The organism is Burkholderia sp. HAN2018 (assembly GCF_024704855.1).
GTDB classification, from domain to species: Bacteria; Pseudomonadota; Gammaproteobacteria; order Burkholderiales; family Burkholderiaceae; genus Burkholderia; species Burkholderia cepacia.
The window spans coordinates 1-12,178 of sequence record NZ_QOBB01000057.1; the positions used below are offsets into that span (position 1 = coordinate 1).

The 12,178-nt window shown below is 69.4% G+C and carries 13 protein-coding genes; 11 read left to right on the forward strand and 2 right to left on the reverse strand.

The annotated features are described in order from the left end of the window. Nucleotides 1–8: 8 nt before the first annotated feature. Nucleotides 9–929 (reverse strand): dihydrodipicolinate synthase family protein, encoded by a 921-nt coding sequence (locus tag DPV74_RS16865; RefSeq protein WP_011547925.1) that lies wholly within the window; start codon nt 927–929, stop codon nt 9–11. Between the two features lie 251 nt (nt 930–1,180). Between DPV74_RS16865 and DPV74_RS16870 the strand changes: the two genes are divergently transcribed. The 4 genes from DPV74_RS16870 to DPV74_RS16885 all read left to right on the forward strand — a co-directional run bounded on the left by DPV74_RS16870 (nt 1,181) and on the right by DPV74_RS16885 (nt 4,863). Beyond that, nucleotides 1,181–2,113 (forward strand): 4-hydroxyproline epimerase, encoded by a 933-nt coding sequence (locus DPV74_RS16870; protein WP_059696429.1) that lies wholly within the window; start codon nt 1,181–1,183, stop codon nt 2,111–2,113. Further along, entirely contained in the window at nt 2,110–3,237 is a 1,128-nt protein-coding gene (locus DPV74_RS16875) for an FAD-binding oxidoreductase (RefSeq protein ID WP_119337600.1), read from the forward strand. The genes DPV74_RS16870 and DPV74_RS16875 overlap by 4 nt, the downstream gene beginning before the upstream one ends. Nucleotides 3,238–3,364: 127 nt before the next feature. Next, complete coding sequence (locus DPV74_RS16880) at nt 3,365–3,598, forward strand: 2Fe-2S iron-sulfur cluster-binding protein (RefSeq protein WP_027791339.1); 234 nt, start codon at nt 3,365–3,367, stop codon at nt 3,596–3,598. Continuing rightward, complete coding sequence (locus tag DPV74_RS16885; protein WP_119337601.1) at nt 3,595–4,863, forward strand: FAD/NAD(P)-binding oxidoreductase; 1,269 nt, start codon at nt 3,595–3,597, stop codon at nt 4,861–4,863. The genes DPV74_RS16880 and DPV74_RS16885 overlap by 4 nt, the downstream gene beginning before the upstream one ends. 171 nt (nt 4,864–5,034) lie before the next feature. Here DPV74_RS16885 and DPV74_RS16890 read toward each other — a convergent pair whose 3' ends face one another. Continuing rightward, nucleotides 5,035–5,979, reverse strand: coding sequence for a LysR family transcriptional regulator (locus DPV74_RS16890; protein WP_027791341.1), 945 nt, complete (start codon nt 5,977–5,979; stop codon nt 5,035–5,037). Between the two features lie 164 nt (nt 5,980–6,143). On the opposite strand from DPV74_RS16890, the gene gtdA reads away from it, so the two are divergent. The 7 genes from gtdA (at nt 6,144) to DPV74_RS16925 (ending at nt 12,178) form a co-directional block, all read left to right on the forward strand. Beyond that, the gene (gene gtdA, locus DPV74_RS16895) at nt 6,144–7,187 is read left to right on the forward strand and encodes a gentisate 1,2-dioxygenase (protein WP_119337602.1); all 1,044 of its coding nucleotides are present in this window, start codon (nt 6,144–6,146) and stop codon (nt 7,185–7,187) included. An 84-nt stretch (nt 7,188–7,271) separates the two neighbouring features. Beyond that, a complete protein-coding gene (locus DPV74_RS16900; RefSeq protein WP_119337603.1) occupies nt 7,272–7,970 on the forward strand; it encodes a fumarylacetoacetate hydrolase family protein in 699 nt (232 codons plus the stop codon). Between the two features lie 25 nt (nt 7,971–7,995). After that, complete coding sequence (gene maiA, locus DPV74_RS16905) at nt 7,996–8,637, forward strand: maleylacetoacetate isomerase (RefSeq protein ID WP_119337604.1); 642 nt, start codon at nt 7,996–7,998, stop codon at nt 8,635–8,637. Between the two features lie 19 nt (nt 8,638–8,656). Beyond that, nucleotides 8,657–9,865, forward strand: coding sequence for a 3-hydroxybenzoate 6-monooxygenase (locus DPV74_RS16910; RefSeq protein ID WP_027791345.1), 1,209 nt, complete (start codon nt 8,657–8,659; stop codon nt 9,863–9,865). Between the two features lie 80 nt (nt 9,866–9,945). Beyond that, nucleotides 9,946–11,307 (forward strand): aromatic acid/H+ symport family MFS transporter, encoded by a 1,362-nt coding sequence (locus DPV74_RS16915; RefSeq protein WP_060085510.1) that lies wholly within the window; start codon nt 9,946–9,948, stop codon nt 11,305–11,307. Nucleotides 11,308–11,403: 96 nt separating this feature from the next. Then, nucleotides 11,404–11,754 (forward strand): helix-turn-helix transcriptional regulator, encoded by a 351-nt coding sequence (locus tag DPV74_RS16920; protein ID WP_027791347.1) that lies wholly within the window; start codon nt 11,404–11,406, stop codon nt 11,752–11,754. Next, complete coding sequence (locus tag DPV74_RS16925) at nt 11,744–12,178, forward strand: YeeE/YedE family protein (protein WP_021156656.1); 435 nt, start codon at nt 11,744–11,746, stop codon at nt 12,176–12,178. Before DPV74_RS16920 ends, DPV74_RS16925 begins: the two co-directional genes overlap by 11 nt.

The following is a 12,178-nucleotide window of genomic DNA, read 5'->3' on the forward strand; positions in this document are numbered from 1 at the left end:
GGAGTCGGTCAGAGACCGACGTCGGGCAGCGCCGGGCGCGTTTCGAGCGCCTTCGCGACGATGGCCTTCACTTCCGCGAGCGTGTCGCCCTGCAGCGCGAGGCGCGGCGGACGCGTGATCGCGCTGCCGCGGCCGACCAGCTCTTCGCACAGCTTGATGCACTGCACGAGGTCGGGGCGCGCGTCGAGGTGCAGCAGCGGCATGAACCAGCGGTACAGCGCGAGCGCTTCGTCGAAACGCTTTTGCTTCGCGAGGCGGAACAGCGTCTCGCCTTCCTTCGGGAACGCATTCGACATGCCCGACACCCAGCCTTCGGCGCCGACGGCGATGCTCTCGACCACGACGTCGTCGAGGCCCGCGAACAGCACGAAGCGATCGCCGACCGCGTTGCGCAGGTCGATGAAGCGGCGCGTATCGCCCGACGAATCCTTGAAGCAGACGATGTTCTCGCAATCCTGCAGCGCGATCAGCACGTCGGGCGTCACGTCGTTCTTGTAGATCGGCGGGTTGTTGTAGACCATCACCGGCAGGTCGGTGCTCGTCGCGACCGCGCGGAAGTGCGCGGCGGTTTCGTGCGGCTTGGCCGAGTAGACCAGCGCGGGCATCACCATCACGCCGTCGACGCCGACGCGCTGCGCTTCGCGCACCGTGTTGCGCGCGAATTCGGTCGTGAATTCGGCGATCCCGGCGATCACCGGAATCTTGCCGCCTGCCGCGTCGCGGGCGGCCTCGATCACCTGGAGCTTCTCGCTCGTCGACAGCGACGTGTTCTCGCCGACCGTGCCGCAGACCACGAGGCCCGACACGCCGTCGTTCACCAGGTTCTTCACCACGCGGTGCGTGGCGTCGATGTCGAGGGAAAAGTCAGGCTTGAACTGGGTGCTGACGGCCGGGAAAACCCCGGTCCATTGAATGGCTTTGCGGCTCACTGAAATCTCCTACGTGTTTGTATCGGTCGGCCGACAGGCGTCGGTGTGGCAACCAGTATCGCCGCGCAAACGCCCATCACGCTTGAGTCGTATCGCGGAGCAAAATGACGAAATCGGCACAGCGGCCGGACGGCGCGGGAAGGGCGCTTCGCACTATGCCGATTTCGTCGTCGTCCTCATCGAAAAGCCACAAGCGGACGGACGCGCGACGGAGGAAGCTATGCTCCTTTCCCCACTTCGGACGGCTCATGATGAAGCGCATCCAGATCATCGATTCGCACACGGGCGGCGAACCCACTCGGCTCGTCGTGTCCGGCTTCCCCGCGCTCGGCAGCGGCACGATGGCCGAGCGCCGCGACGTGCTCGCGCGCGAGCACGACCGCTACCGCACCGCATGCATCCTCGAGCCGCGCGGCAGCGACGTGTTGGTCGGCGCGCTGCTGTGCGAGCCCGTGTCGCCCGATGCGGCGGCCGGCGTGATCTTCTTCAACAATAGCGGCTATCTCGGGATGTGCGGGCACGGCACGATCGGCGTCGTGCGCACGCTGCACCATATGGGGCGCATCGCGCCCGGCGTGCACCGGATCGAAACGCCGGTCGGTACCGTCGAGGCGACGCTGCACGACGACCTGTCGGTCAGCGTGCGCAACGTGCCCGCGTATCGCCATGCGAAGGGCGTCGCGCTCGACGTGCCGGGTTACGGCCCCGTGAAGGGCGACATCGCGTGGGGCGGCAACTGGTTCTTCCTGATCAGCGACCACGGGCAGCGCGTCGCCGGCGACAACGTCGCGGCGCTCACCGCGTATGCGTCGGCCGTGCGCGAAGGGCTCGAACGCGCGGGCATCACCGGCGCGAACGGCGGCGAGATCGACCATATCGAGCTGTTCGCCGACGATCCCGATCACGACAGCCGCAGCTTCGTGCTGTGCCCGGGCCTCGCGTACGACCGTTCGCCGTGCGGCACCGGCACGAGCGCGAAGCTCGCGTGCCTCGCGGCCGACGGCAAGCTCGCGCCGGGCGCCGTGTGGCGGCAGGCGAGCGTGATCGGCAGCGTGTTCCACGCGAGCTACGAAGAAGCCGACGGCGGGATCGTGCCGACGATCCGCGGCAGTGCGCACCTGAGCGCGGAAGCGACGCTCCTGATCGAGGAAGACGATCCGTTCGGCTGGGGTATCGCGCCGTGAGCGACGCGAAGACGGATGTCGTCGTGATCGGCGCCGGCATCGTCGGCGCCGCGTGCGCGCACGAACTCGCGCAGCGCGGGCTGCGCGTGCTCGTCGTCGACGACGCGAGCGGCGGGGCGACCGGCGCGGGCATGGGGCACCTCGTCGCGATGGACGACAACGCGGCCGAACTCGCGCTGAGCCATTACTCGATCGAACTGTGGCGCGCGTTGAGCGGCGAGATGCCCGAAGGCTGCGCGTACCGCAACTGCGGCACGCTGTGGCTCGCGGCCGATGCGCACGAGATGGATCTCGCGCGCGCGAAGCAGGCGGCGCTCGCCGCGCACGGCGTGGCCGGCGAACTGATCGACGCGGCGGCGCTCGCGCAACTGGAGCCGATGTTGCGCGCGGGCCTCGGCGGCGCGCTGAAGATTCCCGGCGACGCGATCCTCTATGCGCCCGTCACCGCGAACTGGCTGTTGCAGCGCGCGCCGCGCGTCACGTTGCGGCGCGACCGGGCCGTCGCGGTCGACGGCCCGAGCGTGACGCTCGCGAGCGGCGACACGCTGCGCGCGGAGCGGGTGGTCGTGGCGAACGGCGTTGCGGCGCGCACGCTGCTGCCCGAACTGCCGCTGCGCCCGAAAAAGGGCCATCTGCTGATTACCGACCGCTATCCGGGCCAGGTGTCGCACCAGCTCGTCGAGCTGGGTTATGCGGCGAGCGCGCATGCGAGCGACGGCACGTCGGTCGCGTTCAACGTGCAGCCGCGGCCGACCGGCCAGTTGCTGATCGGCTCGTCGCGCCAGTTCGACACCGAGGACGCGCAAGTCGAACCGCCCGTGCTTGCGCGCATGCTGCGTCGCGCGGTGGGCTATCTGCCGGACCTGGCCGACCTGAACGGCATCCGCGTGTGGACGGGGTTTCGTTCCGCGAGCCCCGACGGTCTGCCGCTGCTCGGCGAGCACCCGGCCCGGCCGGGCGTGTGGCTCGCGGTCGGGCATGAAGGGCTCGGCGTGACGACCGCGCCGGGCAGCGCGCGGCTCGTCGCCGCGCTGATGGCCGGCGAGCGGCCGCCCATCGATATCGAACCGTATTTGCCGGGACGCTTCCTGACCGCGTCCCCTGTAGCCGGAGTGCTGACATGAAACGACCCCCACGCTCACTTCGTTCGCTGTCGACCGGCGTTGGCGCTTCAGCGCTTACGCCGGTCCCATGCAAGGCGCCCCCCGTGGGGGCGGTCAGCCTCCTTGGGGCGGCCCGGCGGAGGCTGACATGATCATTCATCTGGACGGCCGCGCGCTGACGGTGGCCGACGGCGCGACCGTCGCGGCCGCCATTGCGGCGAGCGGCGACGACACGACGCGCGTGTCGTGCACGGGCGCGGCGCGCGCGCCGTTTTGCGGGATGGGCATCTGCCAGGAGTGCCGGATGACGATTGACGGGCGGCGCCGGCTGGCTTGCCAGACGTTGTGCCGCGACGGGATGCAGGTGGAGCGTACGCGATGAAACAGGAACGACTGAGCGTCGACATCGCGATCGTCGGCGCGGGCCCGGCCGGGCTGTCGGCCGCGCGGGCCGCCGCGCGAAGCGGTGCGACGGTGGCGATCGTCGACGACAATCCGCGCGCGGGCGGGCAGATCTGGCGACAGGGCGCAGCGGCCACGCCCGCGCCGGTCGCCACCGAGCGGCTCGCCATATTGCGGCAGCCGAACGTCACACATCTCGCGGCGACGCGCATCGTCGCCGAAACGCAGCCGGGCACGCTGCTGCTCGAAGACGACGAACGCGGGCTGCTGCTGGATTTCCGGACACTGATTCTCTGCTGCGGCGCACGCGAACTGCTGCTGCCGTTTCCGGGCTGGACGCTGCCGGGCGTCACCGGTGCGGGCGGCCTGCAGGCGCTGGTCAAGTACGGCCTCGACGTGCGCGGACAGCGCACGGTGATCGCGGGCAGCGGGCCGCTGCTGCTGGCGAGCGCGGCGACGGCCCGTCAGGCCGGTGCGCGCGTGTCGCACGTGCTCGAACAGGCAGCCTGGGGTGATGTGGCCGGCTTCGGCGCCGGGCTGTGGCGCTGGCCGTCGAAGCTCGCGCAGGCCGCGAAGCTCGTCACGGCTGCGTACCGGGCCGATGCGCACGTCGTCGAGGCGTTCGGCGACAAGCGGCTCGAACGCGTGCGGATCCGGCACGGCGACCGCGAGTTCGACGTCGACTGCGACCGGCTCGCGTGCGGTTTCGGCCTCGTGCCGAATACGGTGCTGCCGAGCCATCTCGGCTGCCGGATCGACAACGGCGCGGTAGCGGTCGATGCGCACCAGCGTACGAGCCGCGACGGGGTGTTTGCGGCCGGCGAGTGCACGGGCGTCGGCGGCAGCGAACTGGCGATGGTCGAAGGCGAGATCGCCGGCCATGCGGCAACCGGGCAGACGGCGCCGCTGGCTGCGCTCGTCGCGCGGCGCGCGCACTGGCAGGCGTTTGCGGACGCCGTGCGCGAACGGTTTGCGATCCGCGAGCCGGTCCGCCGGCTGGCGCGGCCCGATACGCTGCTGTGTCGCTGCGAAGACGTGCGTTTCGAGGCAGTCGTGCAAGCGCCGGGCTGGACGGCCGCGAAACTGCAGTCGCGTTGCGGGATGGGCGCATGCCAGGGCCGCGTGTGCGGTGCGGCTGCACAGGCATTGTTCGACTGGACGCCGCCGGTACCGCGCACGCCGCTCGTGCCCGCGCGGGTCGGCACGCTGATGCTGGACGGTACGGGCTCCTGCGACGGCGCGTGACGCATCGCGGCATCGCGGCATCGCGGCATCGCGGCATCGCGGAATCGCGGAATCGCGGAATCGCAACATCGCAACATCGCAACATCGCAACATCGCAACATCGCAACATCGCAACATCGCAACATCGCAACATCGCAACATCGCGGCCCGGTTGACACCGGGCCGCGTCATTCATTCCGCCGTCACTTTCTCCCATCCCCCGACCTGCGGCGCGGCACAGGCGCGCAGGCACTCGATCGTCGCGGCCACCGCCGCGCGATTCGCACTGTCGGGGTGCCAGTACATCGACACCGCGCCCTGGCCTTCGAGCTGCATCGGCAGGATCCGGATCGCGTTCAATTGCTCGAAGCGCTGCGCGGCACGATACGACGCGACACCGAGCAGGTCGGTGTTGTTCAGCAGCGTGAGGTTGAGGATCGACGAATTCGATTCGACACAGTGGGGCGGCCGAACGCGGCCGGCGGCCGTCAGCGCGGTCTCGAGCGCGTTGTGCACGGGCGTGCCCGACGGCCACACGATCCACGAACAGGCGAGCACGTCGTCCCAGCCGACCGACGCCGCACCGGCGAGCGCGTGGCCGGGCCGCGCGACGAACACGACCGGATCGACATACAGCGCTTCGGCATGCAGCAGCGGATCGACGGATGTCGACCCCGAGCGGCCCACGACGATGTCCAGTTCGCTGCGCGCGAGCTGCGGCATCAGCTGGTTCATCGTGCTTTCGGTGAGCCGCACCTGCGCGCGCGGCATCCGTTTGAGCAGTTGCGACACCGCGAGCGGCACCGTGTCGGCCGCCGCGACGCCTGACGTGCCGATCGTCACGAGGCCGCTGCCGCCTTCCCGCAGCGCGGCCATGTCGTCGCGCGCGACGTCGAGCTGCGCTTCGACGCGGCGCGCATGCTCGATCAGCGCTTCGCCGTAGGCGGTCGGCCGCAGCCCGCGCGCATGCCGTTCGAACAGCGGCAGCCCGACGTCCTCTTCCAGTTCCTTCAGCCATTTCGACAGCGCGGGCTGCGTGGTCGCGAGCGCCACCGCCGACTGGCTCAGGTTGCCGGTGCCGGCAAGGCTCAACAGTACCTGCAGATGCCGCAGTCGCAGCCGGTGGGTCCAGTCCATCGCATGCCTCGTCGCGAGAAGGTATATCCAGAATGATATGGATTAGATGATTTGACCATTTTACCGGGTATGTCTGGGTCGAATATAAATCTGCTGACGGACTGCAGCACGGTCCCCGACCCGACATAGCGCCGACGCCGATCGGCCGACTCCCAGGAGACATCATGACGACCCATCCGGACGCGTCGCGCGCCGCCTACTACGCACGGATCGCCGAGCAACGCCTGGCGCCGCTGTGGGAATCGCTGCACAACCTCGTGCCGAAATCCCCGCAGCCGGCCGCGCAGGCCGCGATCTGGAAGTACGCGCAGGTGCGCGACCTCGTGATGCAGGCCGGCAGCGTGATCAGCGCGGAAGAAGCCGTGCGCCGCGTGCTGGTGCTGGAGAACCCCGGGCTGCCCGGCAAGTCGAGCATGACGCCGAGCCTGTACGCGGGGCTGCAGCTGATCCTGCCCGGCGAGATCGCGCCGAGCCACCGGCATACGCAGTCGGCGCTGCGCTTCATCGTCGAAGGGCGCGGCGCGTGGACGGCCGTGAACGGCGAGCGCACGACGATGCATCCGGGCGACTTCATCATCACGCCGTCGTGGGCATGGCACGACCACGGCAACCCGTCGGCGGAAGCGGGCGGCGAGCCGGTCGTGTGGCTCGACGGGCTCGACATTCCGCTCGTCGCGCACCTCGATGCGGGCTTCGCGGAGAACTACCCGGAAGCCGTGCAGCCCGTGAATCGCCCGGAAGGCGATAGCCTCGCCCGCTTCGGTCACAACATGGTGCCGGTGCGGCATCGCGCGAGCGATCCGACGTCGCCGGTGTTCAGCTATCCATACGCACGCACCCGCGAGGCGCTCGACGTGCTGTACCGGAACGGCGAGCTCGATGCGTGGGACGGCGTGAAGCTGCGCTATGTGAACCCCGCGACGGGCGGCTGGCCGATGCCGACCATCGCCACCTTCATGCAGTTCCTGCCCGCCGGTTTCGACGGCCGCACGTACCGCAGCACCGACGCGACGGTCTACTGCGTCGTCGAGGGCAGCGGCACCGCGTTCATCGGCGGCAACGCATTCGGATTCGAGCCGCACGACATCTTCGTCGTGCCGTCGTGGGCGCCGGTGCGGCTGTCGGCGTCGTCCGACAGCGTGCTGTTCAGCTATTCCGACCGGCCCGTGCTGTCCGCGCTGAACCTGCTGCGCGAAGCGCGCGACTGACGCCGGCAGCGTTCAAGGATTCCGTTTTCCGCGCGCCGCCGCCGCGGTGCGCCCCCTTCATTCACATTCTGGCTGGAGCCATTGATGACTTTCGTTTTTCCGCCCGAAGCGCCCGTGGCGCTCCCCGTCGTCGGCAGCGATGCCCGGTTCGCGGTACGCCGCGTTTATTGCGTCGGCCGCAATTACGCGGCCCACGCGCGTGAAATGGGCTTCGATCCCGATCGCGAGCCGCCGTTCTTCTTCTGCAAGCCGGCCGATTCGGTCGTGCCGGTCGCGTACGGCGAAACGCTCGATCTCGCGTATCCGTCGCAGACGCAGAACTATCACTACGAAGCCGAACTCGTCGCGGTGATCGGCAAGGGCGGGGCGGACATTCCGCTCGAACGCGCGCTCGAACACGTGTGGGGCTATGCGGTCGGCCTCGACATGACGCGCCGCGACCTGCAGATGAAGATGCGCGAAATGGGCCGGCCGTGGGAGATCGGCAAGGCGTTCGACCGCTCGGCGCCGATCGGCCCCGTGCATCCGGCGAGCGACGTCGGTCATTTCGAGCACGGCGGCCTGTGGCTGACCGTCAACGGCACGACGAAGCAGAAGAGCGACGTGTCGCACCTGATCTGGTCGGTCGCGGAAACGGTGGCCGACCTGTCGAGGTTCTTCCGCCTCGAACCGGGCGACGTGATTTTCACGGGCACGCCGGAGGGTGTCGGCGCGGTGGTGGCGGGCGACGTGATGAAGGTCGGCGTCGAGCGGCTCGGCGAACTGACCGTGCGCGTGGTCTGACGCATCTTCCCCGAAAGGCGACATCGTGCAACTGCATAGCTTCTTCAACAGTTCGACTTCCTACCGGGTGCGCATCGCGCTCGCGCTGAAAGGGCTGCCGTACGACACGCTGCCCGTGAACATCCGCACCGGCGAGCATCGCGACGCGGCTTACGTCGCGAACGTGAACCCGTCCGCAGCGGTGCCGGCGCTGATCGACGGCGATTTCGGCCTCGGCCAGTCGCTCGCGATCCTCGATTACCTCGACCAGATCCAGCCGACGCCGCGACTGATTCCGCTCGAACTGCGGCATCGTGCGCGCGTGCTGGAACTCGCGGCGCTGATCGCCTGCGACATCCATCCGGTCAACAACCTGCGCGTGCTGCGCTATCTCGACAGCGAGCTGAAGGTCACGGCCCAGCAGAAGGCCGCGTGGTACCGGCACTGGGTCGCGGAAGGGATGGCCGGCGTCGAGCGGCTGCTCGCGCGCGCGGACGACGGCCCGTGGTGCTTCGGCGACGCGCCGACGCTGGCCGACGTGTGCCTCGTGCCGCAGGTCGCGAACGCGCTGCGGATGGATTGCGACCTGAGCGCGTATCCCCGCAGCCTCGCGGTGTACGAATACGCGCGGCACGAGCCGGCGTTCGACGCGGCGCAGCCGCAGCGGCAACCGGATTACGTCGCGTAACACGAAGCAGGAGACAAAGATGGGCGAGACACAAGACAACGGCCGGCGCGTGCTGGTGATCGGCGGCGGCATCGGCGGGCTCGCGGCAGCGCTCGCGCTCGCGCGCCAGGGCATCCGCGTGAAGCTGCTCGAACAGGCGGAGCAGATCGGCGAGATCGGCGCGGGGATTCAGCTCGCGGCGAACGCGTTCAACGCGCTCGATGCGCTGGGTGTCGGCGAGGCCGCGCGCAGCCGGGCCGTGTTCACCGACTGGCTGCAACTGATGGATGCGGTCGATGCGCGCGAGGTTGCGCGCATCGATACGGGCGCCGCGTACCGCGAGCGCTTCGGCAATCCGTATGCGGTGATTCATCGAGCGGACATTCACCTGTCGATCTACGAGGCGGTCAAGGACCATCCGCTGATCGAGTTCCGGACGAGCACGCAGGTGTGCGGGTTCGAGCAGGACGGCAACGGCGTGACCGTGACCGACCAGCACGGCGAACGTTATCGCGCCGATGCGGTGATCGGCTGCGACGGCGTGAAATCCGCGATCCGCCAGGCGCTGATCGGCGATGCGCATCGCGTGACGGGCCACGTCGTGTATCGCGCGGTGGTCGATGTCGACAACATGCCGAAGGATCTGCAGATCAATGCGCCGGTCGTGTGGGCCGGCCCGCATTGCCATCTCGTTCACTATCCGCTGCGCGGCGGGCGGCAGTACAACCTCGTCGTCACGTTCCACAGCCGCGAGCAGGAAACCTGGGGCGTGCGCGAGGGCAGCAAGGAAGAAGTGCTGTCGTACTTCGACGGCATTCATCCGCTGCCGAAGCAGATGCTCGACCGGCCGACGTCGTGGAAGCGCTGGGCGACCGCGGACCGCGATCCGGTCGAGCGCTGGAGCGAGGGCCGCGCGACGGTGCTCGGCGACGCCGCGCATCCGATGACGCAATACATTGCGCAGGGCGCGTGCCAGGCGCTCGAGGACGCGGTGACGCTCGGCGCGGCCGTCGCGCGGGCCGACGGCGATTTCGAGGCCGCGTTCGCGCTGTACGAACGCGTGCGGATTCCGCGCACCGCGCGCGTGCTGTATTCGGCGCGCGAGATGGGGCGGATCTATCACGCGAAGGGCGTCGAGCGGCTGGTGCGCAACGGGCTCTGGGTCGGCCGTACGCAGGCGCAGTTCTACGACGCGCTCGACTGGCTGCACGGCTGGCGCGCGGAGGACTGCCTGACGCCGGCTGCGTGACGCAGCTCGGCGAGCCCGATTCCGGCGGCGCGCAATTCAACGACACGACGCGCGACCGCCTTCCTGGAGGAGACATCACCATGACCGATACGCTGTCCATCGACGTCAGCGAATGGATCGACCGGCACCGCGTTGCGCCGTTTCAGGCCGCGATCGTCGTCCTGTGCTTCCTGATCGTCGCGATCGACGGTTTCGATACCGCTTCGATCGGTTTCATCGCCCCAGTCATTCGCGCGGAATGGGGCCTGTCGCCCGCGCAGCTCGCCCCGGTGTTCGGCGCGGGGCTCGCGGGGCTGATGGCCGGCGCGCTCGTGTTCGGGCCGTTCGGCGACCGGTTCGGCCGCAAGCGCCTGCTGCTCGCATGCGTCGCGTGCTTCGGCATCGCGAGTGCCGCGTCGGCGAGCGCGGGCGGCCTGACCGAGCTGATCGCGTGGCGTTTCGTGACCGGGCTCGGGCTCGGCGGCGCGATGCCCAATGCGATCACGCTGACGTCCGAGTACTGCCCGGCCCGGCGCCGTTCGCTGCTGGTGACGACGATGTTCTGCGGCTTTACGATCGGCTCCGCGCTCGGCGGGCTCGCGGCCGCCGCGCTGATCGAGCACCACGGCTGGCGCGCGGTGCTCGTCGTCGGCGGCGCGGCGCCGCTGCTGCTCCTGCCGGTGCTCGCATGGCGGCTGCCGGAATCGGTGCGCTATCTCGTCGATCGGCACGCGCCTTCCGCGCGGATCGCGGCGATGCTGGGCCGCATCGCGCCGGATCCCCGGCTTTCGAACGCGTCGTTCACCGCGCCCGCCGGCAAGCCGGCCGGATCGCCGCTTGGCCGCCTGTTCGGCCCCGATCTGTTGCGCGGCACGCTGCTGCTGTGGCTCACGTTCTTCATGAGCCTGCTCGTCATCTACCTGCTGTCCAGCTGGCTGCCGACGCTGCTGCGCACGACCGGCGCGACGCTGCGGACGGCCGCGCACGTGACCGCGATGTTCCAGGTCGGCGGCACGCTCGGCGCGATCGTCCTCGGCTGGCTGATGGACCGTTTCGACCCGCATCGCGTCCTGGCCTGCAGCTACGCGGCGGCCGGCGTGTTCGTCGCCGCGATCGGCGTGGTTGCCGCGTCGCCGTGGGGCGCCGCGCTTGCCGTGTTCGCGGCCGGTTTCTGCGTGTCGGGTTCACAGGTCGGCGCCAATGCGCTGTCGGCCGCGTTCTATCCGACCGAGTGCCGCACCACCGGTGTGAGCTGGGCGAACGGGATCGGCCGTGGCGGTTCGGTCGTCGGATCGATGGCGGGCGGTGCGATGCTGGCGATGGGCGTGCCGTTGTCGACCGCGTTTGCGGTCGTCGCGGCACCGTGCGTGATCGCCGCGATCGCGGTGCTCGCGCTCGGCGCGGTTCGTGCCGGTGCGGCGCGCGTGCCCGCCGCGAAGACGATGGCGGGCGAACGGGCCTGAGCGAAGGAGGGCGCCAGGCCGTCCGTCGGCAGACGGGGAGACGCAACATTATATAAATCAATATAATATTGATTTTTTAATTGTCTCCCAGTGCCGATGAACGACGATCTTTCCGCCGGGTTTCCGGAACCCGACCAGATGCGCGCGGCCGCCGAATCGGCCTGCGCGCTGCTCAAGGTGCTGTCGAATCCCGACCGGTTGATGCTGCTCTGCGAGCTGTCCCAGGGTGAGCGCTGCGTGAGCGATCTCGAGGCAGCGCTGGACATCCGTCAGCCGACGCTGTCCCAGCAGCTCGGCGTGTTGCGCGACAACGCGCTGGTCCGCACGCGCCGCGACGGCAAGAACATCCACTACTCGCTCGACAGCCCCGCCGCGATCGCGGTGATGGGCGTGCTGTACGAACAGTTCTGCGGCCCGGCCGCGAAGGGGCGGCGCGATGCAGCTTGATGCGCTTCATTTCACGCCGTGGCTGTCGCTGGCGGGCGGCGTGCTGATCGGGCTCGCCGCCGCGTGGCTCGTTGCGTTCAACGGCCGGATCGCTGGCATCAGCGGTATCGTCGGCGGCTTGCTCACGGCACGCGCCGGCGAACGCGGCTGGCGCGCCGCGTTCGTCGCCGGGCTGGTCGCGGCGCCGCTTGCGATGCGCGTCGCAGGGAACAGCCTGACGCCGCAGGTCGATGCGGGCTGGTTCGAACTGGTGGCGGCCGGGCTGCTGGTCGGGATCGGCACGCGGTACGCGGGAGGCTGCACGAGCGGCCACGGCGTGTGCGGGATGTCGCGCGGCGCGCTGCGTTCGGTGGTCGCGACTGCGGTCTTCATGGTCGCGGGCTTTGCGACCGTATTCGTGCGACGGCACGTGCTGGGAGGCTGA